Source organism: Argonema antarcticum A004/B2 (assembly GCF_023333585.1).
GTDB lineage: Bacteria > Cyanobacteriota > Cyanobacteriia > Cyanobacteriales > Aerosakkonemataceae > Argonema > Argonema antarcticum.
Genome location: NZ_JAIQZN010000057.1, coordinates 15,609 through 40,739, shown reverse-complemented (window position 1 = coordinate 40,739; position 25,131 = coordinate 15,609). Strand labels below are relative to the sequence as shown.

Below are 25,131 nucleotides of genomic sequence, written 5' to 3'. Positions count from 1 at the left end.
CAATGTCGCCACAAATCTGAACAATCTGGCAAATCTCTACTATTCCCAAGGAAGATACAGGGAAGCAGAACCGCTGTTATTGCAAACTTTGGAATTGACAAAACGCTGGTTGGGAGATGAACATCCCAATGTCGCCACAAATCTGAACAATCTGGCAAATCTCTACTATTCCCAAGGAAGATACAGGGAAGCAGAACCGCTGTATTTGCAAACTTTGGAATTGAGAAAACGCACTTTAGGCTCCAACCATCCCCAAACTATCGCTATTCGCGAAAACCTCGAAAACTTGCGTGCTAAGATAAGCGCTACTAATAACTCTGAACCTACTGACTCAACTCAGTCTAAAGAAGGATGAACTGTGCCTAAAGAAGGATAATTCCAGTGATCACCCCAAAGAAAGATTAGCTGATTTTGAGTTACTTGTTACATTTCAGGTGAAGTAAAAAGGGATTGAAACATGGAAAATATCCAAGACAAAGCTCAAGAAGCTAAAAATAACATTTCCGAAGGCATTCAAAAGGCGGGCGACAAGGTTTCAGACGCCGGTCAAACCGTTAAAGAAAAGCTATCAGACGACATTAAATACTCTGGCGACAAGGTTTCTGAGGCTATTCTCAGCGCTAAAGAGAAGATGCCCAACATTACTCCTACCCCGCCGGGATTCAAGGCGCAATCCTCTGCACATGACCTCAAATCTCGCCTGGAATGGGGCGAACCAGCTTTTACAATTCTGGATGTGCGCGATCGCGAAATCTTCAACGACGGTCATATCATGGGAGCTATGCCCATGCCGATCGATGAATTGGTAGAACGAGCCAAACCCAGCATTGACCTCAACCGCGATATCTACGTCTACGCTGATAGCGACGAACAAACCTCTCAAGCTGTCAATCAACTTCGCAGTGCTGGGTTTGAAAAAGTAGCCGAACTGCAAGGCGGTTTGGCTGCATGGAAAGCGATCGGTGGCCCCACAGAAGGCGTTTCCGAATCGAGAACTCCTGCGGGTGCTGATGATTATAATGTGGTCGATCGGCTAAAAAATCATCAATCAACGAAGACCAAGTAGACAAATAATATTGTATGGTGCGTTGCAACGCACCATATAGCTATATTTGGGGCAATCTTCCTGATTTTGCCCCAATGTTATAGCTAGGGACTAGGGGCTAGGGGCTAGGGACTAGGGGAAGAAGTGTTTAGAATCCGCCAACGTTTCGGGAATTGAGAATGTCCTAACCGCCAAGGCGGTTGCTATATTTTAGCTCTGCCGCTCCTAAGCATAAATGCTTAAATATGTAAATGATTTATCAATAAAAGTTTGCAAATTGTAAAATTAATTGTTAAATTGCAATTAACGTTATAAAAAATTGTAAACGCTATGAGCCCCTTCCCAAACCTGATTCCCACGCCTCCACCTATGAAGGCGCGATCGCTCGTTTATGACTTGAAAGCTAGACTAGACTGGGGCGAACCAGCACTGACAATTATCGATGTGCGCGATCGCAACCTCTTCAACACCAGTCACATCATGGGATCTATCTCCATGCCTATGAACGAATTGATCGATCGCGCCCTCCCCAGCCTTGTACTCAGCCGCGACTTATATGTCTACGGCGAAATTGACGAAGAAACTGCCGAAGCAGCAACCAAACTGCGTACAGCTGGATTTGAGAACGTCTCCGAACTAAGAGGCGGTCTCGCAGCATGGAAAGCAGTAGGTTTTCCTGTAGAAGCTATCCCATATACTGTCATTGGTAATTAGTCATTAGTTATTAGTCATTAGTTATTAGTCATTAGTCAGTGGTCAATTGTTAGTAGAAACCATCAACTGACAACTGACAACTGACAACTGACAACTGACAACTGACAACTGACAACTGACGACTGACCACTGACCACTAACCACTGACCACTGACCACTGACCACTGACCACTGACCACTCACCACTGACCACTCACCACTCACCACTCACCACTGACCACTCACCACTCACCACTCACCACTGACAATCATCAGTGTTCAAAAATATCCTTGAATTGCAGTAAATCCATTGTCACCACTGTCGGTAAGCACTGAAAGCATTGCTCTGCAAGTGAGTAACGTTCTTCGCGTTTGAGCATAGCAATCAGTTTCTGTCGCACACTCAGCAGGTAACGCACATCATTCGCAGCATAACGCAGTTGCTCCTCAGATAAATTCGCCGCATTTCCCCAGTCGGAACTTTGGGCAGTTTTGTCAAGTTCCACTCGCTCTAATTCTTGCACCACATCTTTAAGTCCGTGTCTTTGTGTGTAAGTTCTGGCTAACTTGCTGGCGATTTTAGTGCAGAATATCGGCGCTACGTCAATGCCCAGATTCTGACGCAATTGGGCAACATCAAAGCGAGCAAAATGGAACACTTTAGTAACATTTGATGCTTCCATTAACTGTTTTAAATTCGGAGCTTCTGTTTGCCCTTTAGGAATGCGAATTACAGTTAAGTAACCGGGACAAGATAGTTGCACGAGACACAAGCGATCGCGCATTGGCAACAATCCCATTGTTTCGGTATCCACAGCTACAGCTTCAGCTTGGAGATACTCAGCTAAAAGGGAATCGGAAAGGTCGCGATCGCAAACCTGAAAATCTTCTTCAAAATCCATATCTAGAACGCTTGATAAAAATTTGCGTGAAGTAGAACTCGCCTTGAGCGTTTTTGATAACGCCTACACCAGTTAAGTCAAAATCACCTTCAATATTTTTCAGATGACCGGGACTTTTTAACCAACCTTGAACAGCTTGAGTGGCTGGGTCACTATAACCTTGGTTAAATGCGACATTTTCAGCAGAACTGCGATAGTTAATCGATTTAGCGATCGCTTTAACTCGCTGCTCAAATCCTTCATGACTAAAAGGAACTTTACCGCTAGCCATCGCTTGACTGTGTATCTTTGCTTGTTCGCTGATGCGATCGTCCAGCGTCAGGGGCGGTAAATTACGGGATTTGCGATATTCGTTTACTTGTTGGTGAATTGATTTTTCCAAGGCATTTAAGGAATTAGATTGTGATGTTTGAAAACCTGAATTTGGCGAAGTAGTTGCAGTAGGTTTGCTAGGCTGAAGTTTGCCAATATTCTTGATGAAATCGCAGCCCACCAAACTACTACTCAGCACGATCGTTCCCACAACAATTGCCGTAAATCGTTTTTGCATCTTCAACGCTTAGGGAGAGACTATGGACTAGGAACTGGGGAAATAAAAAGAAGGATTTCGATCGAGAATTGAACATCATTTCTTACTTACTAGCCCCTCTCTTCCCCTAGCCCCTAGCCCCTAGCCCCTAGCCCCTTCATTGAAAAACTTGGCGACTGTCTGCACATCTTTATCGCCGCGACCGGAGCAGTTGATGACTATGCGGGGACTGCCGGTAAGCTCTTGACAGAGAGTCTCCAGGAATGCGATCGCATGAGCCGTCTCCAACGCCGGGATAATCCCCTCCAGCTGAGATAGACGCTTAAACGCTTCCAAAGCTTCTTTGTCAGTCACGCTGTAATACTCAGCACGCGCCGAATCTTTCAGATAACTATGTTCTGGGCCAACACCAGGATAGTCCAGCCCAGCGCTAATCGAGTGCGGCTCGATCACCTGACCGTCATCATCTTGCAGCAAATAGCTCATCGCCCCGTGCAATACACCAATTCTTCCTTTTGTCAAGGTAGCCGCGTGTTTTCCTGTATCGACGCCTTCCCCAGCAGCTTCCACACCAATCAGCCGCACAGAAGGCTCATTGACAAACTCGTGAAAAAGTCCGATCGCATTTGACCCACCACCCACACAAGCCAACAGAATATCCGGCAAACCGCCCCATTTTTCTTCAGCTTGAGCGCGAGTTTCCTCACCGATTATCGTATGAAAATCTCGCACCATCATCGGGTAAGGATGCGGCCCAGCAACCGAACCCAGGATATAGTGAGTTGTTTCCACATTCGTCACCCAGTCCCGAATTGCCTCCGAAGTCGCATCCTTCAGCGTTCCCGTTCCCGCCGCCACTGGGCGTACCTCTGCCCCCATCAGCCGCATTCGGAATACGTTTAGGGCTTGTCGTTCCATATCGTGAACGCCCATATAAATAACGCAATCCAGCCCAAACCGGGCGCAAACAGTTGCTGTCGCCACCCCATGTTGACCCGCACCAGTTTCCGCAATAATGCGCTGCTTGCCCATCCGCTTGGCCAACAATACCTGAGCCAAAGCGTTGTTGATTTTATGAGCCCCAGTGTGGTTTAAATCTTCTCGTTTGAGGTAGATTTGCGGCCCGGTGCCGTCAGGTCGGGCATAGTGAGCGGTTAAGCGTTCGGCGAAGTACAGGGGGCTGGGGCGTCCCACATAGTCTCGCAGGAGTTGTTGGAGTTCTTGTTGGAAATCTGCCTCAGAGCGATATTTTACAAATGCCGCCTCTAGTTCGCTCAAAGCAGGCATCAGCGTTTCCGGCACGTATTTGCCACCAAAGCGCCCAAATCTTCCCAGGGCGTCCGGTTGTTGAGCGGGGGAGTCAGTTGCTGTTTGGGAACTGTAAGAGAGAGGAGTAGTGGTCACGGGTCAGGCGAGAATACACGACAGACCTCCATTCTGACACGGACAAGAAGGACAAGGAAGTAACGATCGCTATACAAATTTTTCCTGCCATCAGTGTGGTTTGCCAATTCCGGCCCAAGCTAATTAATCACTTTTATTTATCTTATTAACAAATAAGAACATTTGATTTTATTACTAGAGAGGAATTAAAGTCAAAGTTGTGAGTGTTCCAACAGTTTTCATCTATAGCAACCGCTATCGTCAGTTAAGACGTTCTTAATTCCACCAAACCATTGATTCTAGCCCCTAGCCCCTAGCTATAGCATCACTAAATACCCATGAGACTCATAGGTGTTGTAAAGACAAAATAAATCACTCCAGTACCCAGGAGTGTCACCGCAAGACTCAAAAGAATGACCCAACGGTCAGCCGGTTCGTAGAAGTCCTCGTCGATGTCGCGGCGGACGGCGAAGTAGTGTTGGGTTGAGAGCAACACTGTGACTAAAGCTACTATAGAGAAGATTAAACCAATTTTCCAACTATTACCAGGATCGGGCAACATAGGTGGATGAAAGGCACGAAGGCGCACGATGACAACCCCAAACCCAAGCAAAGCGATCGCACTCCGCATCCATGCCAGATAGGTACGTTCATTCGCCAAGTGTTCCCGCACCCGCGACTCATCTGTTCGTTTTAGTTTCTCTGTATCTACCTTGCATTTGAACAATGATTGCATCGCTTAAAATATTATTGATTTTAACCAGCAGTAAGACCCGATCGGTGCGTGCCACTTTCTACGATAATCAAAAGCCTTAAGTTAATCAACATAAAATGAAAAAATTCTCCGGGCATAGCCGCAGAGGACACAAACAATTTTTGATTAACGGGTTAATCGGTAAGCGAAGACTTGTAGTGAGTAAAGGACTTAATCAAACGTGCTGCCCCACATTGATATGTTTGGGGCTAAAGCTGATATTGACTCGCGCTCTCAAAAGCATCAAGATTAGGTTGTCATCAACGTTAGTGGTTCCAAAGGCTGTAATCGCAGCAATAATCGAAAGCAACCCAACTCGTTTCCGGCTTCTGTTCTGTGCTTCAATGCTTTTCGGCTTCAAGTTGTTTGTTATTTTTGTTGAGGGCAAACAAACAGCCGCAACCAGCCATGAAGGTGAGTCCCGTTAACGGGATACTTGCCAAGGTGCCACTTTCCACTAAAATCGAAATACCTAACCCAACCAAGACAAAAGGAACCAGACTGTTACCGTAGCGAGTGAGGGCGTCTGCGATCGCAGGTAACCGAGTCAACTGGTAAGCTGCGTAGCACCAAACTCCCACCAGCAGAAAGAACACACCAAGAATAACTAACAAACCCGACCAAGTGCTGCTAGCAAACAACGGTACATAGATGCTGATATTGTCACTCCCATTGGCCATCGTGATAGCTGCTACACCGTAAGTTTGGGGAGATAAAAAACTGGTCAATAGAGACTTGACACAAGGATCTGTTTGGGCAGTGACTTCTGATTCATCTGTTTCCCGATTCAGCAAGCGATTCAAGCCGATCGCAATGGGAACAACTCCAAGCATTCCAATCCAGTCTGGCGGCAGAATTAACCCACTAAAGAAAGCGGGAAGGCTAACGGCGATCAATGCACTAAACCCAAGGTACTGACCGGCAACAATGTGCTGACGCCGAAAAGTCGCATTTACCTGTGAAAAAAATAGCGTCAGGATAACGATATCATCAATATTGGTGGCACTAAAAGCGGCTAAAGCGGTACTAATGGAAGTCAATAATTGGCTCATTTCCCTCTGTCCTAATTTTCAAATGGAAGGCTTATAGTGATACTCCGAGAGCCTAGAGTTGCACCTAATGCAAGCAACGAGTAGGTTAATGTCAAGACTCTCATATTAGGGCGGCGAGCTTACTGAGCATTTCGCTTGCTCTCATCAAGATATGGGCGGATTAACAGATTTTTACCGTCCCATCTTGGTTGGTATTGGTTGAAAGCTTGACTATCTGAAAATTTATTCAATAATTCGTTTTGAGTTTGCCGATTGACTGCTGGCGTAGCACCAAAAAGGATAGGCATAAGAGTACTTGGCACTGGGGAATTAGTCGATTTACTATTGCCAACAGCTTGAGGCTTTGGTGCTGGCGTTACAGTAACTTTGACTTCATCGCGAGATTGTTGTTGCTGCTTGAACATTTGCGCGAATTCTTGTAGCTGCTTTGAGTGGAACTCATCAATTTTTTCGTGAAGCAGTTCCAGGTCGTGTGCAGTTTTCAGATTCACTTTGTGGTTATAAGCTGAGTTTTCTCTATCCACGTCAGACTGGCGATTTTGGCTCATCAAAACGATGGGTGCGGTGTAGGCTGAGGCAAAGGAAAACACTAAGTTGAGCAGGATGAATGGTGACTGATCCCAGTGGGGTAACCCCGGCGTGAGGTTCACCCCCACCCATCCGGCCAGAACGGTTGATTGTCCGATGAGAAATGCCCAAGAACCTACTTTAGAGGCGAGTGTATCGGCAAGCCGCTGGCCTAGTGTCGATTGTTTATCATCGGGTTCTGGTGGCAGTTGTTTCAGTTGCCGTTGGGTTTGAGGTAAGGAAAGTTTTTCTGTATCAACGGCGTTTGAAGATAAATTTGTTGGCTTCATGTTGCACCTCTAGGAGACTAAAATTTACTGGCAGCAGATGAGTGTGGGGCTAAAGATCGGTTAATACCGCCAAATTGAATGGCTGGGTTCCGCCTCAACAAGACTTCATTGCTTGCCTTACAACTTTTACTGTAATTGCTGAGTACCGATAAAAGCAAATGTTCTTAGTTGTTGATTTAATAAAATAAAGTGATTAATATGATCCACCCGGACAAAAAAGAACTTGAAGCACCCAACTTCAGATTCTCATTCTCAAAAACTAATAAATTGAGTATTGTTACTCATTGACAAAAGTTACACCATTAAAGATTTCAGGTAGGGTGGGCACAGCCCACCCTAAAACCCACATTCTGCACCCTCAACTGTGATATAGACAGTGGCAGAAGCGTAGAAGTGAAAGAGCGGATACTTTTTAAGTATAAATATTCAAAAGATTATTTAATAATGAGAGTCAACTCCATATTTTGCATTACACTGGCGGGAGAAAAAGTGCAGATTAACTAAAAAAGTCAATAATTTAGTCTAAATTAACTTATTAAACCCCAGCGATTATCAAAAACTTAGACATGGATGCCTCCTTCATAGGAGTGAATTTGAGTACCTAAGACAGCTTCATCTGGGCGAAGGGGAACCTCGCAGGTTAAGTTACAGCGGTTCCCGCTCTTATGAGGTACAGTAGCAATTAGTAAACCAATTTATTACAAACCGCTACAGAATATTTAGTGTACCTCATTACAGCGGAAACCGCTGTATCACCAGAAAACTGAAAAAATGGATGGGGAAATAGTTCGATTGTGAGATACAAATCGCCTCGCTGTTGAGAAGTGGATAGGTTCATAGCAATACGTTTGTTACTCAAGATAAGTAGAAAATAACATTGAAAGAGCAAAACTTCCAATAAACGTCAAAGTAGACCAGTTTGTATCCTGAGTTTGATGTGCTTCGGGAATAATTTCTTCAACAATTGCTGTAATCAGAGTACCCGTTGTAAATGCCAGCACAACTAGCTTAGGAAGTTCGGATTGTCCACGCAATCCCCAATAGCCTAAAGTTGCACCCAGCCAAACCGGGATCGTAAAGGCAGCAAGCAACAAAAATCGCTGTACGCGCGGCATATTTTGACTCTTAAACTCTGCGTTAGTCACAAATCCTTCGGGAATGTGAGCGACAACTCTCGCCGATGCTAGTGTTACTCCTAAATGTTGTGAGATTGTCAGACTGGTACCAATCATTAATCCATCACCAAATAAATCGATCGCAATACTAAGAAAAATTGCCCAAGCCACTTTATTGCCATCGATCCCCCGCAGGCGATTTTTGCTCAAGTTGAGAAGTTGATTAACCCACACATAAAAAGCTCCACCAACAAACATTGCCAGAATAGTCGCCCAGGCTGGTTTAGCTGAGACAACTTTGGGCAGCAATTCGGTGGATGCGATCGCGAGTAGCACACCAGCAGCAGCGTGTAATGCAAGTCCTAATGTTTGTTTTGATAAAGGTAACGCTTCGGCAATCATCGCACCGATGAAGTTACTGATAACTGGTAAGGCTGATAGTGTGAGGGCAAAAATAAATGCTTGCATGACTTTTTCTGTTAGTTTGCACTCGATCGTAACACTCCATAATTCACTCACGAACTCTCAATATCATCTACAATTATCCATCTAAATATGCCTTACTCCCGATCGGAATAGATCGCACATCATTTATCTCTTGTTTATTTTCCCGATCCCATCAGCCTGACTGTTGACGATTTTTGGGCTTCCATAGTAATTGATTTCTCCTATACCAGATGTCTTTGCATCCAGTTGCCCTGTTGCATATAGGTCAACACTTCCGACACCCGATGAATTTACCTTTGCGTTGACAGCACGTAAATTTTTCGCGTCAACACTTCCCACACCAGACAATGTAATATCCACCTCCTTTGTTTCACCAGATGCACTGAAACTCCCGACTCCACGAACCACTATCTCCAATCGGTCATTCTTTAAATTTAATAGATTAGCTTTACCCGCTCCATCGAAGACAAACCTTTTAAGATTGGGAGTGGATACAACGATCTGTAGTTTTTGCTGAGGATTATATCCTTTACTGGGTCGGATGTACAAAGTATCGTTTTTAACTTCAGTAATAATTAATGGGATGATGTTATCATCACCGCTAATTTCGAGACTTTTCTGCAATTGAGAACGCACTTCGATCGAACCGGCAAAATTCACTTCTAGCGAAGTGAAGGAAGCAAGCGATCTTTTCTCCGTCTTAACATTGCCACTTCCTTTAACGTTGGAGATGGTATTAATGAGATTGCATCCCGCCAAGCCAATAACTAATCCTATGCTGATTAGTGTCAATATCTTCATCTGGTATTCCTTTGTACTATGTGTATGAAGCAAAACCTCACTCCCGATCGGAATAGTTCGCGCTCTTTTTCGGCGTTTCCACAAGCACAGAAATCATAAGTAAATCAAGCCCAATAACCTAATAGGTAGAATTTAGAGTTCCAATTAGGATTTGCTGTGTGTTCAGCATGGCTTCAATATGAGGATTTGCCCATACTGCTGCTATCTTTAAAAAATCAGGATCGTCATTGACACAATTTAGCCGCACGTAAGTTACATCTGGATACTGAGGACGTAAAGATTGAATGACATCCTCCACATCAAGAATGGTTTCGTAATTCTCAGTTGCCCAACCGAGGGGCTTAAATAAAATGGCTTGGGCACCTGATTTAATCAAGCTTTTTGCGGCTTGTTTGAGGTCGGGTTGTGACCAATTGATGAACGGAGTGTCATGGTTTACCCAGCCAATTGAGATTAACGGATATCGCTGTTGCAATTGCGATCGCACAGCATCAGAAAGTGCTTGTCCGTCAATCACACCAGTCAACAGTCCTTTTGCTTTTTCTGGGCCACCATGAACTACAAGTATGATGCCAATTCGAGACTCAAAAAAGCTACTTACTAAAGGTTGATTCAGCTCTGACTCAATTTGATGCACCATCAGATCGACATAAGCAGGTTCAGTTGCAAATGATGGAATATACCGAACTGATTTAAATGGAGAATGTTGAGGATTATTCTCCGGTGCGTTTGCGGCAATAACTTCATTGACTTGTTCGACGGCAATTGCTCCTGTAAAGGCAGAATCGACAACAAGTAAAGGATAGATAAGTAAGTGCTGAAAACCCTGCTGATTAATATCTGCCACAACCTGTTGTACAAAGGGTTTACAGAAATAAAATCCCTTGAATACTTCTACGCGATTTCCCCATCGGTTTTGTAACTGTGCTTCTATACCCAGGCGCTGTTTCTCAAAAATCTCGTTTTCAGGTGAAATGAACTGATGATGCTTAACCCCAAAATTGTAAAAATCTTGAAGCGCTAGAATCTTGCCCGCCAAGGGGTATAGCCACTCTGGAATTGGTACAAACTGAGCCGCGATGTACTTAGTTGCAGCTTGATTGTAGAGATTTAGATCGCGATAAGATTGCACTTCACCATAACCTGCAAGCAAAACTGCAACGCGATCTTCACTTTGAGATGCGACGGAATCTGTCGCTTGGGATTGACAATTAATCATTGTATTATTGGGTTGAATATTAATGGTAAAATTGGAAAAAGTTAGCGTGTACTGACGTAGTTGTTCAAAACTTGACTTATCAAAAACTTAGACATTGATGCCTCCTTCATCGATAGATTGCCCGATCGATCGCACAGCGGAAGAATTCGCCTTCCGACTCAAAGCGATCGCTCCCCAAATACCAGCCAACGCGGAGGCGAGTCGGGATCGTGTAGCCGTCAAATGTGCCGCTTTCCTCGATGATTCCACCAAAATCAACGTAGTGGAAATCTCCGCTTTCGGGATTACCCCAGCGATCGATTTTGACTTGCTCCAACATCCCGCGATCGCTAACTGTCAGGGTGAGTTTGGCAGGTTCGGCGAGTGCTGTGAAGTTTGCCTGTACCTGTGAAGCGTTTAATTCTGTCCAGGAGATGTCGGGATTGCAGAGGACGGAAGGCAGCAACATCGACTCTACTTGAACTCGCCCCACACTAGAGCGGGTGATATCAGCACCAGATGCCTGCATTACGGGAAATAGCCCCAGGATTTTCCACTGCGACTCGCCGACACCATCCACGATGCGATCGGCTCCCCAAATCGGTAAACCTTTCATCCAAGTCGTCGCCCGCCAGATCATGCCGCGATTCCAATAGATCGCTTCCTCTCCCTTAAACGGATGCCATTTTTCTCCGAGTTTGATTTCGCCTCGCATCCAAAATCGAACGGCGGATGCGAGGGGTGTACCGGGGGCGATCGCGTGTTCCAAATAGCGACGGGCTAGATTGGGAAGATTGATTAATGATTCAGGATTGAAGTCGCGATCGCTCTTCGGTGCTGATTCCCACAAATCGTCTAGAGAAATTTCTTGGATTTTAGTCATGTTTTAAAAGGTTTAAAGGGCAAGATACAGCACTTTGCGCTGAAGCTTTGGTTAAAAATACGATGTATGTTACTGGTTAAAAGCTTTTGGTTATATCATCCAGAATAGCGATCGCATCATATATATATATGTATCCGCAGGCGGATATTCTCATTGCCCATCAACTCAAAAATCTAATCACAAGAAGCAGAAGCGTAACTATTAGCAAGCCACCATAGATCGTGAAAATGCGATCGCCAAACCACTTTGGCAAGAAGAAAATGTCGATGACTTGATCGTTAAAGTTTGCTGTAGGCGATCGCTATCTCACCAAAAATAAATATTCTCAAATGATTTGATCTGTTTTATACAATAACACCATCGCCTGCAACTGCTATGTCGAAGTGCAGAACATTTTCTCGGACTCCCAGTTTTGTATAAAGCGAGATTGCAGGATCATCTCCCATGTCCGCCTGAACGAAGATGACATAGGCTCTACGCGATGCTGCAATTTTCTTGAGTTCTTGGATCAGTTCTGTCGCAATGCCCTCGCGTCGATGCGCCTCAGCCACGGCTAGGTCGTAAATATAGATTTCACTGCGCTCTTGCTCAAACTTCTGAAGTTCGTATGCAGCAATTCCACCCACAACAACGCCATCCTTTAACGCTGCAAGGGCAATAAAGTAATCGCTGGCAAGCAAGCGACCCAGATAAGCTTTACTTGGGCGAGAGGCTGTATAGGCTTCTGTCATATCAAATGCCTCGCCGAAGGTAGTCATCATGGATTCCATCAACGCCAAGTCTTCGGGCGCAAGTTGCCGAATAATAAATGGAAGTGAAACTAACATAGTTTAATCTAGATGCAAATTATATAAAAGGGTTGTTTTGTCTAAAAATAGATTTCGCAACTGCGGTTTTAAGTTCTATTGTAATCTTACATTACGTCAGGTTCTATCATAACAATACTTCGGACAGTTTTTAAATAGGGAAGCGATGCCTACGGCCAGCTTCACTAACGCAATTCCTCACATAGGGATCAGTAAAAATCATATGGAGTGTGCTACATTCGCTCTCCAGAATCGGTTTTAAAGCTAGCCTCTGCGTTTCAAGTATCATATGTAAACTGTACTATCTATGTAGTATGCCTTTTCCTCAGACAGCCGTATCTTATCAAAACCACCTTGCCAATACCTTCAAAGCAAAGTCTTTCAGATAACTTTACGGCAACTTAATCTCTGACCTCAGAAGATAGCTTTGCTGTACCGTCTCCATCAAGATACAAAGCAGCCCAACGACCCCGCTCACCAGACGCAGAGAACCTTTGCATATCACCGACAACTTGACTTCGTTCAGGTGCAGCGGGATTGTTAGGCGGCTCGACCCTTGGATCTCACCTATTGATTTGAGAATGCTAGACCCGCTCGTAATAATGTCTATTCCCTGACTTCTATACCCACGCGGAAAGCATCTCAGTCGTCGATAGGCTCCAGACCCGCGATGCCGTCCTTCATTGCCTGGATTTCCTCCAGGGAGTGTCCCTGCCAATCCAGGTATTCGCCCACAACCCGCAGAGGCTCTCGCGAGCGATAGGACTTCGTAGGATTACCTGGATACTTCTTGTCCGTCAGATTGGGGTCATCCATAAACGAGCCGACTGGTTCCACCAGGTAGATTCGGCATGGATCTTCGCCCTTTGCCAGCTCCGCTCCCCAAATAGCCGCGTGCAGGGTCTCGCTGAAATAGACCCAGGGCGACCTCCGCTCGGTATAGTTGGAGGGATAGCCGGGTTGAATCAGATCCCCAGGCTTCAGGTTCGCTCTGGTGCCATGATAAAAGCGGCGTGAGCTGGTGTCGGAGGGTATCGATGGTGCTGCTGGATTGCTCATGTTTATCTCGTCATCTATATCGTGACCATCATTCTGCGGGAACAACCAGAAAAATTCACTTCTTGGGCTTTGAGATCGAGTGTAATACAGAATGTAAATTCTTCGCGTCCACACTTCCGATACCAGATAATGTAATATCTGCTTCTTTTGTTTCACCAGATGCACTTAAACTTCCGACCCCGTTCACCACTATCTCCACTCGGTCATTCTTGACATTTGATAGATTAGCTTCACCAACGCCATCGAAGACGAACCTCTTAAGATTGGGAGTGGATATAGCGATCTGTAGCTTTTGCTGAGGATGGATGTTCAATCTGGTTCGCGTTCATGCAACGATTACTCGATCGAGCGATCGCCTCAACGATCGCGGCGTTTCAGATCCATAACCAAAACGGACAACTAGATCTGGTCTGCGATCGCCAATACCAAGATAGTCAGCAAACTGTGGACGCAATGCTGAAACCTCAACTGGCTGATTTAAGAAGGCATTTTTGATACCTAGAGCCGTAGCTTGCAAAGCGAAACGTTCATAGCATCTTCCTGTTTCAACCCAATGCTCCTTGTCATTCCGCTCAGACACAAACACAGCGATACCCGCAGAGCTACGGATATGTTTGGCATATTTATCATTCTCACTTTTAGGAGTAAAAAATAAATTAAACAGCTTCATTCCGAGCCATCGAGGAATAACAGGATTTCCAGTAGATCCTGAAAATAAACCATCGCCCTTGCTCACCACTTCGTCATAACCAAATCGAATCCAGAATTCGAGTTCATCCACAAAGGCGCGATCTCTCATTTGCATCGTATTGCCTTGAACTACATACTCAAGGATTTTCTCGACCTTTTCTTTTTCGGTGATAAGCAACACATTGACCCCATTACCATGCCCCGCAGATTCAAGGGATTTCAAGTCATCGTTGCTTAATTTTCTGCCGTCATACTCGGCTCTGGTACACTGCCGTTTAGGAATTGCATCGAAGAGCGGAGAAATAACAGCTTTTGATGGTTCTAAGGTGACATTCACAACATCTATAGCAGAGTCAAAACGCACTTGTCCGTGCTTGCCAAAAGCCTGCGCTGCTTGAATCAGATTCTCGGTTGCACAGCCCAAACTCACAAACAGATGATGGCGATCGGGATCGACAGCAGGGCATTGTCTTGTCCAATCTGGCAAGATTGCGATCGTCCGATCTTCTATCCCGAATTTCCAGCATTGAGTATTATGGCTTGACGCTGCTAGTGTGGCATAGCGAACCAGTTCGCGATTTACTGCTAAAAACCCGGTTGGCGGATGTTCTGTAGTGTGTCGCCAGGTATTACGCACGGCATCGTTATATCTACTAGCAGCACGATGAAAATACCCTGCTGTATAGGCGGCTGTCCCACCCGTTAGTGTGGCAATTGCTAAAATAACTTGTCGTCGAGTCGGCATCTCCAATACCTCACTAACGAATTGATTACATTGCCAAAATGCTGGGTCGGTCGTTAGGAGGCAGGACACAGCTAGAGTTTAAGCTGCGTCGCATTTTCACGGCTCGTTTGCCGCGTAGAACGATCGCGCCTTTGCCAGTAACTGGTCTTCGGTCATGTGTTGTTCGTTGACAACGATCGTACCGACAACTCGCCGAGCCAGATCGGGGTGATTTTCTTTGAGTTCTGCCAGCAGATAATCCATCGCACTGCTGGCTCCAGTCGAGCTACCAAAAATCAGAATCTTCTCTGCGCCACTGAGCGATCGCCCTACAGCCTCGTAAAAGGCTTTGAGTTCCGGCTGGCGCTGACCGTTGATAATTTTTCAAGTCAAGACTGCAATGCTTTTAGTCGTGCCCGAAGTTGGGCGATTTCCTGCGCCATATCTAAAACCATCGCCGCCCCTACAAGATTTAGTCCTAAATCCTGGCGCAACCTTTGGATTTGAGCAATTCGCGCAATTTCCCGCGCGTGCAGCATTGAGCCGATCGGTTCAATCAATCCCACTTGCACAAATTGCTCAATCGCGATCGTTGAGGTTTCTGTCACTAAAGCTGCATATTCAAACGTATAAAGGCGATCGCCTTCTTGGGAAATAACCGTAGTGGACAGGCTAAACTCGGTCATAGTGTCACCTCTTCTAATGTAGAACGCGGGTTAAAACTGCTACTCGCCTGAATCTTTTCATAGCAATCCTGCTCGATTTCACTCAACTCCTTGGGAGATACGATCTGAAGTTTCACAATTAGATCGGTGCGATCGCCTTTCGGCAATTTCCAACCCTTGGCTCGCAGCCGCAGCGATTGCCCAGAATTCACCCCTTTAGGAACAGTCATCGTCACAGCACCATCTGGCGTTGGCACTTGCATTTGAGTACCTAAGACAGCTTCATCGGGGCGAATAGGAACCTCGCAGATTAAGTTATCACCTGAAAATTTAAAAAATGGATGGGGAAATAGTTCGATCGTCAGATACAAATCACCTCGCTGCTGAGAAAAATGGCTAGCGCGACCTTTGCCTTTAATCCGAATCCGACTGCCTGATTTAGCACCTGCGGGAATGCGAATGTTAATGGTTTCATCGTCCAACTGTAACCGTTTTTGAACACCATTCCATGCTTCTGAGAAGGAGAGCGCGATCGCCGCTTCTGTATCAGGTGCCGGTGCTTGGCTACGAAATCCAGCAAAATCATCAGGCTGTTGAGTTGAGGTGCGGTAATGAGTTTGTCCCGATCTGGTTCTACCACCCATCAAATCATTGATAAAATCATCAAAGTTGCTATATTGGTCAAATCCTGCTGCATTTGCATTCGTTTCTCTAGGAGGAAACCCGCCTGCTGCCGCTTGCTTCCAGTGCTGCCCAAATTGGTCATACTTTTCGCGTGTTTCAGGATTTGAGACAACCTCATTGGCTTCATTAAGGTCTTTAAATTTCTCCTCAGCTTCTGGATTGCCGGGATTCACATCAGGATGATATTTGCGGGCAAGTTTGCGATATGCTCGCTTGATTTCTTCAGCAGTTGCAGTTTTGCTGACTCCCAGAATGGTGTAGTAATCTTTAAAGTCGGTTGCAGTTGCCATAATTTGATTGTCTAAAGGTTTTTTGGCTAAACCTTTGCGTGTTAGGCAAGCCTAGCTCTCAAGAATTCCATCCCCTAAAAGGGGATGGGAGTGTCAAAGAAATACGTTTGTTACTCAAGATATAGCTAGGGACTAGGGGCTAGGGGCTAGGGACTAGGGGAAGAAGTGTTTAGAATCAAGGGTTTCGGGAATTGAGAATGTCCTAACCGCCTTGGCGGTTGCTATAAGTAGAAAATAGCATTGAAAGAGCAAAACTTCCAACAAACGTCAAAGTAGACCAGTTTGTATCCTGAATTTGATTGATTCATGCTGACGCCATTGCTTTTTTGAATTTAAGAACACTTCACCTGAGCCGAGTGAACCACTTTGCTCCTGGTATTACTGTAAGCAGTGGTTGTTCTATTTCCTGTTTGAATTGATTAACTACAATACAAAACGTAAGCTTCACTTGCCTGACAACGGATTTGTTGAGAAGGCAGAAGGCAGAGGGCAGAAGGTTTTATTAAGAAGGGGATTCAGACCCCTCCTTAATAAGAGCGACCAAATTAAAAATTTGGTCGGGGTTTTAAACCCTTGTTCCCTTCTCTGCGAGACGCTGCGCGAACGGTCACGGCAGAGGTCAGGAGTCAGAATTCCCTTCTGCCCTCTGCCCCTCTGCCCCTCTGCCCCTCTGCCCCCAATCCCTTCTTTACTTTTGACTTTTGACTTTTGACTTTTGACTTTTGACTTTTGAGGCCCCTCTGCCCCCAATCCCTTCTTTACTTTTGACTTTTGACTTTTGACTTTTGAGGCCCCTCTGCCCCTCTGCCCGCATCTGTCCTCACCGACGAAAGCAGTTGCTATAGCATCACCAAGGGAAATTGGTAATACTGTGAAAAAGAATGCAGAAACAAAGCTGATCTTCTTAGATAATTGGTGTCTTTTATGTCTTCTTCAAAGCGCAAATCTTCCGACCTCAAAACCTTGACTGAAAATCGCATCGTCTACTCAGAATTTGGCAACGGCGACAACTCAGCCGCCCTAAAACGATCGGTCCCAGACAACTCAGCAGCCCTAGAACGAGCAGTCCCAGAACTACCGCCAAATCAACAAGACCTCCGAGTGCAGGCATCCCGCAAAGGTCGCAAGGGCAAAACCGTAACGGTAATTACTGGTTTTCAGAGTAAGCCGGAAACTCTCAACGCCTTGCTCAAACAGTTGAAAACTCAATGCGGTACTGGTGGCACTGTTAAAGACAATACCATTGAAATTCAAGGGGATTGCGGTCAGAGGCTTGTTCAGGTTCTGATTCAACAGGGTTACAAAGCCAAAATCAGCGGCGGCTAGTGGGTAATGGGTAATTTTAGATTTTAGATTTTAAATTTTATTTCAATCTGGAATCCGATCTCTGAAATTTGAAATTACCCAATTAGCAATTACTAATTCCTACTTAGCAATTCCCAATTACCAATTAGCCATGTACTCGCCAGATAATCCAGAACTGTTACATCTTTTTTTGGAACATATTCCCAGCGCTGTTGCTATGTGCGATCGCAATATGCGTTACTTGTTCGCCTCGCGCCGCTGGCTGACAGATTTCGGTTTAAGCGATCGAGACATCATCGGTCGCTCTCATGACGAAATTTTACCGGATTTATCCGACAATTTGCGCTGGAAATACCAGCGTTGTTTGGCTGAAGCAGTGGAAGAATCCCAGGAAGATTTTATCGTCAAATCAGATGGTTCCATCGAGCATCTGAAGTGTAAAATCCATCCTTGGCGTACCAGTACTGGCGAAATCGGCGGCGCGATAATTTTAGCGGATGCGATCGCACAACTAAGTTTGTCAAGTATTGAAGAGATCACCGATCTAAAACGAATCGAAGCAGAATTAATCAAAGAAAGAGACTTCAGCGAAGCCGTACTGGAAGCCTGTCAGATTTTTGTTGTCACTGTCAGCGCCGATGGCAAAACCTTGACAATGAACCCCTCAATGCTAAACGCGCTAGGCTATACCCTAGAAGAAGTTGTAGGTACCGATTATCTGCAAACTTTTGTTCCAGAAGATGAACACCAAAAGCTTCTGCAAATTTTGGAGGATTGTGTACGCACCCACCAACCTAACGTCCACTCAAACCGGGTACTTACTAAGAATGGTCAGGAACTCTTGGTTGAGTGGCGCGGACAGTTAGCTTTGAAGGACAATGGCGAGTTCAACTTTCTGATTGCGTTTGGGATTGATATCACCTCTAGCAAAGCTTTAGAAAAAGAATTAGCCTTGCGCCAAGCTCGTTTTGACGCTTTTTTCAATGCTTCGCCAGCCGGACTCTGTATTTTTGACGACGAGATGCGTTATATCCAAGTCAACCCAACGCTGGCAGAAAATAGCGGTCGGACACCAGCAGATCTGATCGGCAAAAGAATGAGTGAAGCTTTGCCACATTTGGCACCAAAGTTGGAACCCGGATATCGTCATATATTGACTACCGGCAAATCGATTATTAACGAAGAAATAAGCGGTGAAACTCCTTCTCAACCGGGTATATTGCGCCATTGGGTAACTTCTAAATTTCCCCTTTTTGGCGAGGAAAGTCAACCCATCGGCGTGGGTGTAGTCGTTGTAGAAATCACCCAACTAAAACAGGCAGAAAAAGCCTTGCGCGAGTACCAGGAAGGTTTAGAAGACCTGGTGTTTGCGAGGACTGCAGAACTTCAAATAGCTAATCAGCAACTGCTAGAAGAAATCGTCGAACGCCAACAGATAGAAGCGGCATTGCGGGAAAGTGAGGAGCAATTTCGCGCCACTTTTGAGCAGGCGGCTGTTGGCATTTGTCATGCGCGAACGGATGGCCGGTTGCTACAGGTAAATCAAAAGTTTTGTGATATTTTGGGATATACACAAGAGGAATTGATCGGGGTAACTTTTATGGATATTACTCATCCGGACGATCTCAATATCAACTTGGAGTTGATGCGCCAATTGCTTGCCAATGAAATTCAAACCTTCTCGCTAGAAAAACGTTATATTTGCAAAAATGGGTCGTTGAGTTGGGTTAATTTAACGGTATCGCTGGTGCGCGAGTTGCCAGGAAAGCCGAAGTATTTAATTGCCGTTATCCAAGATATAAGCGATCGCAAACAAGCTGAGCTAGCATTGCAAGAGTCAGAAGCACGAGAGCGAGAAAAAGCGACGCTGTTAGAGACAACTTTGCGCGAGCTGCGAAAAACCCAATCCCAGTTAATTCAAAGCGAAAAGATGTCCAGTTTGGGTCAGTTGGTTGCTGGTGTTGCCCACGAAATTAATAACCCCGTTAATTTTATCTACGGCAATCTTATCCATGTCAATAACTACACTCAAGATCTATTAAAATTATTACAACTTTATCAGCAGGAATCCCCCAATCCCACACCGAGAATTTTGGAGGAAATAGAAGCGATAGACTTGGATTTCCTCACCGAAGACCTTCCCAAAATTTTGTCTTCGATGAAGGTGGGGGCAGAACGCATTCGGGAGATAGTTCTTAGCTTGCGTAACTTCTCTCGTCTCGACGAAGCAGCAGTGAAGAAAGTCGATATTCACGAAGGTATTGACAGTACGTTGATGATTCTACAAAACAGGCTAAAAGCAAAATCAAATTATCCCGAAATTCAGCTAATTAAAGCTTACGGCAATCTGCCTAAAATAGAATGCTACGCCGGACAACTAAATCAGGTGTTTATGAATATCTTGACCAATGCGATTGATGCTTTGGAAGAGGGGCAACTTCCACGGCGCATGGGGGATGGGGAAGAATTTAGCCAATCCCCCATTCCCTATGCCCTATGCCCGACAATTTGGATTGGCACAGAAACGATCGGCGATCGCGCAGTAATCCGCATCGCCGATAACGGGCCCGGAATGACCCAGGAGGTGCTAGACAAGCTTTTCGACCCCTTTTTCACCACAAAACCGATCGGCAGAGGTACGGGTCTTGGGCTGTCCGTTAGCTACCAAATCGTAGTAGAAAAACACAAGGGCCAGTTACATTACACTAGCCAGCTTGCTGTTGGCACAGAATTTATTATTGAAATTCCCATCCGGCAAAGTTAATTTTCGGTTTGCAGTCGATCGCACTACAAACAAAAGTCCGGTGATTAAGGTATTTATACTCGTACTAAATCGCTAAGCTAAAAGCCTGCCTATGCGGGCTTATTTCTGTAGCTGCTGTTACAAGCAATCTGTATATCCTCAGAAATAATTCAATATTTGTTAAAAAGATCCTTAGACAGATTTAATCTCACAAAATTTACTGATTAAATATAGTTAGTTAGTTTCTATGAAAACGCGGGGTGCAAAACCGATCGTTGATAGAAGATCCACACCTGAATCGTTAGACATAGAGGTCAGTAGGTATGATGAATTTAACACCAGTTAGTACGTACCATTCCATCCCGATTTATCTAAAAACTCTTAAGAAAGAGAAAGAAACGTGGCTTCACTGGGTATACGAAGGCATTCAATACGGTGTTCGCGTCAGTACGTTGGGCGAGTCTTTGTACAAGGCACAGCAGATGATTGATGCGATGTTGGAGTTGGAAGCAATGGGAGAAATCGCCTGATTTGCTGCCGATTTTTACTAACACAAACAGGACTTACGCAATATTCCTTGTTCGTCCCCTAGCCACCCAAATCTGGGTGGCTAGGGGGGAGTTCTGCGTAAGTCCTGAAATTATTGGGATTATGTGTAATTTATGCGACAATCTCTAAATCAGTAGTGTTGAGTTTCTGTTCCAAAAGTAAGATCTCAAAACGCAAAATTCGATTTGAGATCAAACCTACATAGGTATGTCATCAGGGATTTCGCTTAAATTAGAGAAGGGGTGTTAGATTAGGAGTGGAATTGGGTAGTTAAATTTACTTAAGGGAAATCCCGATCGAGGGCGAAACCCTTTCCGGTTTTTGTTTCAATACTGGATAGCAGCTAAAAGTTATGAGTACAGTTTTGTTGGTGGAGGATAGTGCCACCCAAAGAGAGATGATCTCAGGCTTTCTCAAAAATAAAGGTCTGAACGTCACGGTAGCGATTGATGGTGTAGAAGCGCTAGAAAAAGTTGAGGCTAATCGTCCAGATTTAGTACTTTTGGACATTGTAATGCCCCGGATGAACGGCTATGAATTTTGCCGTCGCCTCAAATCTAATCCCAAAACCAATAAAATACCCGTGGTGATGTGTTCGTCTAAGACTAAAGAGATCGATCGCTATTGGGGTCTAAAACAAGGTGCAGATGCTTACATCGCCAAACCGTTCCATCCAGCTGAACTGGTTGAAACTCTCAAGCGACTGCTCTTAAAATAGAACAAGCTATTTTAGGCGATATTAAAGGTTTTTGCGCCTTGGGTATCAATAGAGAGCGATCGCACTTTTGCTTTGACCCCCTCCTGCTGCCAAGCTGCTGCCATTGCCGCCGCCACACCTGATGCTGACGACGAATCTGCTAAAGCCAATAGCGTTGGCCCCGCACCGCTAATTACCATGCCGAATGCACCCGATCCCAAAGCAGCTTTTTGCACCGCATCATACCCTGCAATCAGCCCTTGCCGATAAGGCTGATGGATTTTATCTTGCAAAGCAACTCGCAACCAATCGCCGCGATTAGATTCTAACCCCCGCAACAGCAAACCCAAATGCGCCGTATTGAAAATCGCATCGGCGCGGCTGTACTCGGTTGGCAGAACCCGCCTCGCCTCTGCCGTGGAGAGTTCAAAGTCGGGAATTGCCACCACTGGCACAATATCGCCATGCCAGGGAATATCGCAGATTTCCCAACTGCGATCGCCTCCTTGCCCTCCTTTTTTCAGGGGATGTGGGGGGAGATCTTCTTCGTTAATTAAGCCTGTAGCCGCCAAACGACAGCCTCCCAGCAGTGCAGGTACTACGTTGTCTGGGTGTCCTTCGATTGCGATCGCAATTTCCATCAATTCTGTCTGAGAAATAGGTTCCCCCGCCAACAGATTAGCACCAACCAACCCGCCGACAATCGCCGTTGCCGAACTACCCAACCCTCTTGCCAGTGGGACACCGAGATTTATTTCGATTTCTACTGGTGGCGGCGTTTCACCTATATGTTCGTAAAGCTTCAAGAAGGATTGGTAAGCCAGATTGCTCTCATCAGTCAAAACGCGATCGGCCTCAACCCCAGTCACAGTAATATTTACAGCCGATTCAGATGAAGCGAGTCTAGAGAACTTGAACTCATTGTACAGCGTTAAAGCTGCACCGATGCAATCGAAACCCGGCCCCAAGTTAGCCGTAGTAGCTGGAACAGTAACACTAACAGTAGAAACAACAGACATCTTTATATTTATCTGGATTTACTTAGAAGCCAAATTGATTCTGGCTTTCATATCTTTTGCCGCTAAGGCATATCCACCATCAGCACCGTCCACCAAATGGACTTCCCGTCCCACACCTACAGGCACAAGACAAGTCATCAGAACGCGATCGGAAACGTGAATTCCATACACTAGCTTACCTGCTCGGTAGTTTTTTTCCAAATAGGTAACTAATTTTTCTCGCTGTGTCATATTACCAGATATAATCATCCGTAGCAAATCGTCAAACTTTCTGTAATCAGTATTGGCAACCAAACCATTTTTACTCAATTCCCAATCTACCTTCCCTAATTTTATTTTTAATCGCATCAAAACTGCGCCAATTAACATCTTAATTTTGATGACAATCACCAAAACAAATTTTTGTAAATAGTTTATATGTTGACCATTAATTTTAACCATACTATAAATGTTTTTATTTTTTAATGTCAGCCTGAGATTTTCAGGAATGACAGGATGAAAATTTTCACTCCTACCATAAATTTGGTAAATTTCCTCTAACACTGCTCTATAAACATAATTTTCCTTTTGACTATCATTTACTGTTGCCATAACCATCAAGCTAACAATTTCCCCATGTTGACTGAGAATATCTTCCCAAGGACAATTTAACCCAGAGAAATCTGCTTTGTCAGGTATACCTATATTTTTGATATTATAAATCTTAGCAGTAGCTGAGTCTTTAGTCAGTTGCGTAGCATAAGTCAGTCCGCCGCCTGTAAATATACCTTGGCTATAAGTATCAGAAACTTTCAATTTGGCTATTTTTACTTCATACTTTGCCTCAGTTACAGCTAATACAGGAACAATACCTAGCCGCAAATCCATATTAAATTCCTGCTTGGCAAAATATTGCGTTCCCAGCAAGGCTTGTTTCGCTTCTACAAGTAGAGATGGCGGGATCAAAATGGAAGCACCATCACCGCCAAAAATGAAGGGAACTTCACGCTCGCCAGCTATATTTAAGATAGCAATAATACAGCAAGCACCGATGAGATTAACATCTTTGTAACGTCCTGCTTCTATAGCTTTTGTAGAACCGACAATATCTGTAATCAATATGTACCAATCATCAGGTACAGAGACAAATCTTTCCGAATCAGTGATATCAAGAAAATTCTTGAAACTAGGCAAATCAGAGTAGAAATTTTCTGTGGACATTTTATGATGCCTACTTGAATGGGTTGCATATTTCCATTTCCATTGCCTTTCTTCTAAGTAGGTGGCGTAAATAAACTGAACTCTCAGAAACCCGGTTTCTCCAAGAAACCGGGTTTCTTTGGGCCTGACAGTTTTACGTTTAATTATGCCCACCTACTTAGCACCCTGTTATCAATCTATATTAATGCGATTTAGAAACAAATTACCAGCAAATTTCCTCATCAGCGTAACCCTTTCTCCCGCAACAAACCATCTGTCCAAGCAGCATCTGTCTCCGACAATGGCGGTACTGGTTCGCCACTGTAATCAATTACAAAATCATAACCTGCTCGGTCATAAACACCGCCAATTAACGCCTGCAAATCTACCACGGGTTCTACATCTCCTGTTCGCAAAGGCAACGGGAAAGCAGGAATCTCATCTGGTAAATTAAAAACGTACAATTCTGCCCTTGGGCGACGGTTTCCCCGACTAACTAAAATTCGATAACTCCCTTCTATGTTATTCCCAAAAACAGGCATAGGTTGCCCCCCACGCAATAAGTCAATCTCCACTAGATGAGTGCGGCTTGCCAATACCTGTTGACGTTTTTTATCGTATATTTCTCTTCCTTGTCCGGTGCGTTTATTGGTAGGTGAAAGCACTTCTATTACTGTCACCACCTCTTTAGTTGCTATCTCTCGTACTTCTAAATATCCTTCTCTAAATTCCATCGGCATTGGCACTGTTACCTGCAAAGGTTTAGTGAGTGTCGCAGCAACTGCAACATTAGAAGTGGGAGAGGTTGTTTGACTTGCAAAACGTTGGACAGTGACATCGGGAATACCGACCAAAAGGGAATCTTCCCCATCGATCTGATAAACCCGCTTTTCAATGTCTACTAGATATTTGGGAAGCAGTTGAGGAACCAAAGCATCAGAGATCGCTACTATCAACCGATGATGAACGGCAGGCCACAATTGAGGATTTTCTAAATAGGGATTCATTCCCGGAAAAGGAGAAGGCATAGACTTATTTTCCTTCAAATTATTTGCTTTTTTG

At 44.8% G+C, this 25,131-nt stretch carries 28 protein-coding genes; 7 read left to right on the top strand and 21 right to left on the bottom strand.

Annotation, left to right across the window (positions count from 1 at the left end; genetic code table 11):
* From LAY57_RS22350 to LAY57_RS22340, 3 genes are all read left to right on the top strand, one after another.
* A partial coding sequence (locus tag LAY57_RS22350) for a tetratricopeptide repeat protein (protein ID WP_249069062.1) occupies positions 1-355 on the top strand: 355 nt, incomplete at its 5' end.
* Positions 356-457: 102 nt separating this feature from the next.
* Complete coding sequence (locus LAY57_RS22345; RefSeq protein ID WP_338022467.1) at positions 458-1,066, top strand: rhodanese-like domain-containing protein; 609 nt, start codon at positions 458-460, stop codon at positions 1,064-1,066.
* Between the two features lie 309 nt (positions 1,067-1,375).
* Entirely contained in the window at positions 1,376-1,759 is a 384-nt protein-coding gene (locus LAY57_RS22340) for a rhodanese-like domain-containing protein (RefSeq protein ID WP_249069061.1), read from the top strand.
* A gap of 42 nt (positions 1,760-1,801) precedes the next feature.
* Here LAY57_RS22340 and LAY57_RS22335 read toward each other — a convergent pair whose 3' ends face one another.
* From LAY57_RS22335 to LAY57_RS22255, 18 genes are all read right to left on the bottom strand, one after another.
* On the bottom strand, positions 1,802-1,966 hold the full coding sequence (locus tag LAY57_RS22335) for a hypothetical protein (protein ID WP_249069060.1): 165 nt from the start codon (positions 1,964-1,966) through the stop codon (positions 1,802-1,804).
* A 44-nt stretch (positions 1,967-2,010) separates the two neighbouring features.
* Positions 2,011-2,640 (bottom strand): ribonuclease D, encoded by a 630-nt coding sequence (locus LAY57_RS22330; RefSeq protein ID WP_249069059.1) that lies wholly within the window; start codon positions 2,638-2,640, stop codon positions 2,011-2,013.
* A complete protein-coding gene (locus tag LAY57_RS22325) occupies positions 2,630-3,190 on the bottom strand; it encodes a CAP domain-containing protein (RefSeq protein ID WP_249069058.1) in 561 nt (186 codons plus the stop codon). The genes LAY57_RS22330 and LAY57_RS22325 overlap by 11 nt, the downstream gene beginning before the upstream one ends.
* Positions 3,191-3,310: 120 nt before the next feature.
* Positions 3,311-4,573: a tryptophan synthase subunit beta gene (gene trpB / locus LAY57_RS22320; RefSeq protein ID WP_249069057.1), complete on the bottom strand. Its 1,263-nt coding sequence runs from the start codon at positions 4,571-4,573 to the stop codon at positions 3,311-3,313.
* Between the two features lie 307 nt (positions 4,574-4,880).
* Positions 4,881-5,279 carry a YidH family protein gene (locus LAY57_RS22315; protein ID WP_420839113.1) on the bottom strand — a complete coding sequence of 133 codons (399 nt, stop codon included), beginning with the start codon at positions 5,277-5,279 and terminating at the stop codon, positions 4,881-4,883.
* 368 nt (positions 5,280-5,647) lie between these two features.
* Positions 5,648-6,358: a cadmium resistance transporter gene (locus LAY57_RS22310; protein WP_249069055.1), complete on the bottom strand. Its 711-nt coding sequence runs from the start codon at positions 6,356-6,358 to the stop codon at positions 5,648-5,650.
* Between the two features lie 119 nt (positions 6,359-6,477).
* Entirely contained in the window at positions 6,478-7,215 is a 738-nt protein-coding gene (locus LAY57_RS22305) for a DUF1003 domain-containing protein (protein WP_249069054.1), read from the bottom strand.
* 851 nt (positions 7,216-8,066) lie between these two features.
* Positions 8,067-8,849 (bottom strand): ZIP family metal transporter, encoded by a 783-nt coding sequence (locus LAY57_RS22300; protein WP_249069053.1) that lies wholly within the window; start codon positions 8,847-8,849, stop codon positions 8,067-8,069.
* Positions 8,850-8,921: 72 nt separating this feature from the next.
* Positions 8,922-9,578 (bottom strand): head GIN domain-containing protein, encoded by a 657-nt coding sequence (locus tag LAY57_RS22295; protein ID WP_249069052.1) that lies wholly within the window; start codon positions 9,576-9,578, stop codon positions 8,922-8,924.
* 118 nt (positions 9,579-9,696) lie between these two features.
* Positions 9,697-10,797 carry a ferrochelatase gene (locus LAY57_RS22290; RefSeq protein ID WP_249069051.1) on the bottom strand — a complete coding sequence of 367 codons (1,101 nt, stop codon included), beginning with the start codon at positions 10,795-10,797 and terminating at the stop codon, positions 9,697-9,699.
* A 106-nt stretch (positions 10,798-10,903) separates the two neighbouring features.
* Complete coding sequence (locus LAY57_RS22285; RefSeq protein ID WP_249069050.1) at positions 10,904-11,659, bottom strand: DUF6920 family protein; 756 nt, start codon at positions 11,657-11,659, stop codon at positions 10,904-10,906.
* A 344-nt stretch (positions 11,660-12,003) separates the two neighbouring features.
* The gene (locus tag LAY57_RS22280; RefSeq protein WP_249069049.1) at positions 12,004-12,486 is read right to left on the bottom strand and encodes an AAC(3)-I family aminoglycoside N-acetyltransferase; all 483 of its coding nucleotides are present in this window, start codon (positions 12,484-12,486) and stop codon (positions 12,004-12,006) included.
* A gap of 621 nt (positions 12,487-13,107) precedes the next feature.
* The gene (gene arr / locus LAY57_RS22275) at positions 13,108-13,524 is read right to left on the bottom strand and encodes an NAD(+)--rifampin ADP-ribosyltransferase (protein ID WP_275994295.1); all 417 of its coding nucleotides are present in this window, start codon (positions 13,522-13,524) and stop codon (positions 13,108-13,110) included.
* A gap of 55 nt (positions 13,525-13,579) precedes the next feature.
* Positions 13,580-13,711, bottom strand: coding sequence for a hypothetical protein (locus tag LAY57_RS36585; RefSeq protein WP_476727022.1), 132 nt, complete (start codon positions 13,709-13,711; stop codon positions 13,580-13,582).
* Positions 13,712-13,849: 138 nt separating this feature from the next.
* Positions 13,850-14,959 carry an Acg family FMN-binding oxidoreductase gene (locus tag LAY57_RS22270; RefSeq protein ID WP_249069047.1) on the bottom strand — a complete coding sequence of 370 codons (1,110 nt, stop codon included), beginning with the start codon at positions 14,957-14,959 and terminating at the stop codon, positions 13,850-13,852.
* 96 nt (positions 14,960-15,055) lie between these two features.
* The gene (locus tag LAY57_RS22265) at positions 15,056-15,202 is read right to left on the bottom strand and encodes a hypothetical protein (protein WP_249069046.1); all 147 of its coding nucleotides are present in this window, start codon (positions 15,200-15,202) and stop codon (positions 15,056-15,058) included.
* 125 nt (positions 15,203-15,327) lie between these two features.
* Positions 15,328-15,624, bottom strand: a complete 297-nt coding sequence (locus tag LAY57_RS22260; protein ID WP_249069045.1) for a chaperone modulator CbpM — start codon at positions 15,622-15,624, stop codon at positions 15,328-15,330.
* Positions 15,621-16,577 carry a DnaJ C-terminal domain-containing protein gene (locus LAY57_RS22255; protein WP_249069044.1) on the bottom strand — a complete coding sequence of 319 codons (957 nt, stop codon included), beginning with the start codon at positions 16,575-16,577 and terminating at the stop codon, positions 15,621-15,623. Before LAY57_RS22255 ends, LAY57_RS22260 begins: the two co-directional genes overlap by 4 nt.
* Before the next feature lie 924 nt (positions 16,578-17,501).
* On the opposite strand from LAY57_RS22255, the gene LAY57_RS22250 reads away from it, so the two are divergent.
* The 4 genes from LAY57_RS22250 to LAY57_RS22235 all read left to right on the top strand — a co-directional run bounded on the left by LAY57_RS22250 (position 17,502) and on the right by LAY57_RS22235 (position 21,892).
* Positions 17,502-17,903 carry a translation initiation factor gene (locus LAY57_RS22250; RefSeq protein ID WP_249069043.1) on the top strand — a complete coding sequence of 134 codons (402 nt, stop codon included), beginning with the start codon at positions 17,502-17,504 and terminating at the stop codon, positions 17,901-17,903.
* A gap of 130 nt (positions 17,904-18,033) precedes the next feature.
* The gene (locus LAY57_RS22245; protein WP_249069042.1) at positions 18,034-20,646 is read left to right on the top strand and encodes a PAS domain-containing sensor histidine kinase; all 2,613 of its coding nucleotides are present in this window, start codon (positions 18,034-18,036) and stop codon (positions 20,644-20,646) included.
* A gap of 302 nt (positions 20,647-20,948) precedes the next feature.
* Positions 20,949-21,155 (top strand): hypothetical protein, encoded by a 207-nt coding sequence (locus LAY57_RS22240; protein WP_249069041.1) that lies wholly within the window; start codon positions 20,949-20,951, stop codon positions 21,153-21,155.
* Between the two features lie 371 nt (positions 21,156-21,526).
* On the top strand, positions 21,527-21,892 hold the full coding sequence (locus LAY57_RS22235) for a response regulator transcription factor (protein WP_249069040.1): 366 nt from the start codon (positions 21,527-21,529) through the stop codon (positions 21,890-21,892).
* Positions 21,893-21,903: 11 nt separating this feature from the next.
* Here the strand turns inward: LAY57_RS22235 and thrB are convergent, their stop codons facing one another.
* The 3 genes from thrB to LAY57_RS22220 all read right to left on the bottom strand — a co-directional run bounded on the left by thrB (position 21,904) and on the right by LAY57_RS22220 (position 25,097).
* Entirely contained in the window at positions 21,904-22,890 is a 987-nt protein-coding gene (gene thrB, locus LAY57_RS22230) for a homoserine kinase (protein ID WP_249069039.1), read from the bottom strand.
* Positions 22,891-22,908: 18 nt separating this feature from the next.
* Positions 22,909-24,090 (bottom strand): DUF3095 domain-containing protein, encoded by a 1,182-nt coding sequence (locus LAY57_RS22225; protein WP_249069038.1) that lies wholly within the window; start codon positions 24,088-24,090, stop codon positions 22,909-22,911.
* A 221-nt stretch (positions 24,091-24,311) separates the two neighbouring features.
* Positions 24,312-25,097: a DUF4058 family protein gene (locus tag LAY57_RS22220; protein WP_249069037.1), complete on the bottom strand. Its 786-nt coding sequence runs from the start codon at positions 25,095-25,097 to the stop codon at positions 24,312-24,314.
* Positions 25,098-25,131 lie beyond the last annotated feature (34 nt).

Bases quoted from the DNA above. Each gene is read 5' to 3' on its own strand.
- thrB (WP_249069039.1), bottom strand. From the start codon at position 22,890: ATGTCTGTTGTTTCTACTGTTAGTGTTACTGTTCCAGCTACTACGGCT.
- LAY57_RS22250 (WP_249069043.1), top strand. From the start codon at position 17,502: ATGTCTTCTTCAAAGCGCAAATCTTCCGACCTCAAAACCTTGACTGAA.
- LAY57_RS22240 (WP_249069041.1), top strand. From the start codon at position 20,949: ATGATGAATTTAACACCAGTTAGTACGTACCATTCCATCCCGATTTAT.
- LAY57_RS22330 (WP_249069059.1), bottom strand. From the start codon at position 2,640: ATGGATTTTGAAGAAGATTTTCAGGTTTGCGATCGCGACCTTTCCGAT.
- LAY57_RS22280 (WP_249069049.1), bottom strand. From the start codon at position 12,486: ATGTTAGTTTCACTTCCATTTATTATTCGGCAACTTGCGCCCGAAGAC.
- arr (WP_275994295.1), bottom strand. From the start codon at position 13,524: ATGAGCAATCCAGCAGCACCATCGATACCCTCCGACACCAGCTCACGC.
- LAY57_RS22235 (WP_249069040.1), top strand. From the start codon at position 21,527: ATGAGTACAGTTTTGTTGGTGGAGGATAGTGCCACCCAAAGAGAGATG.
- LAY57_RS22290 (WP_249069051.1), bottom strand. From the start codon at position 10,797: ATGATTAATTGTCAATCCCAAGCGACAGATTCCGTCGCATCTCAAAGT.
- LAY57_RS22270 (WP_249069047.1), bottom strand. From the start codon at position 14,959: ATGCCGACTCGACGACAAGTTATTTTAGCAATTGCCACACTAACGGGT.
- LAY57_RS22325 (WP_249069058.1), bottom strand. From the start codon at position 3,190: ATGCAAAAACGATTTACGGCAATTGTTGTGGGAACGATCGTGCTGAGT.
- LAY57_RS22255 (WP_249069044.1), bottom strand. From the start codon at position 16,577: ATGGCAACTGCAACCGACTTTAAAGATTACTACACCATTCTGGGAGTC.
- LAY57_RS22340 (WP_249069061.1), top strand. From the start codon at position 1,376: ATGAGCCCCTTCCCAAACCTGATTCCCACGCCTCCACCTATGAAGGCG.
- LAY57_RS22260 (WP_249069045.1), bottom strand. From the start codon at position 15,624: ATGACCGAGTTTAGCCTGTCCACTACGGTTATTTCCCAAGAAGGCGAT.
- LAY57_RS22220 (WP_249069037.1), bottom strand. From the start codon at position 25,097: ATGCCTTCTCCTTTTCCGGGAATGAATCCCTATTTAGAAAATCCTCAA.
- LAY57_RS22285 (WP_249069050.1), bottom strand. From the start codon at position 11,659: ATGACTAAAATCCAAGAAATTTCTCTAGACGATTTGTGGGAATCAGCA.
- LAY57_RS22310 (WP_249069055.1), bottom strand. From the start codon at position 6,358: ATGAGCCAATTATTGACTTCCATTAGTACCGCTTTAGCCGCTTTTAGT.
- LAY57_RS22225 (WP_249069038.1), bottom strand. From the start codon at position 24,090: ATGTCCACAGAAAATTTCTACTCTGATTTGCCTAGTTTCAAGAATTTT.
- LAY57_RS22345 (WP_338022467.1), top strand. From the start codon at position 458: ATGGAAAATATCCAAGACAAAGCTCAAGAAGCTAAAAATAACATTTCC.
- LAY57_RS22305 (WP_249069054.1), bottom strand. From the start codon at position 7,215: ATGAAGCCAACAAATTTATCTTCAAACGCCGTTGATACAGAAAAACTT.
- LAY57_RS22265 (WP_249069046.1), bottom strand. From the start codon at position 15,202: ATGGATTATCTGCTGGCAGAACTCAAAGAAAATCACCCCGATCTGGCT.
- LAY57_RS22295 (WP_249069052.1), bottom strand. From the start codon at position 9,578: ATGAAGATATTGACACTAATCAGCATAGGATTAGTTATTGGCTTGGCG.
- LAY57_RS22245 (WP_249069042.1), top strand. From the start codon at position 18,034: ATGTACTCGCCAGATAATCCAGAACTGTTACATCTTTTTTTGGAACAT.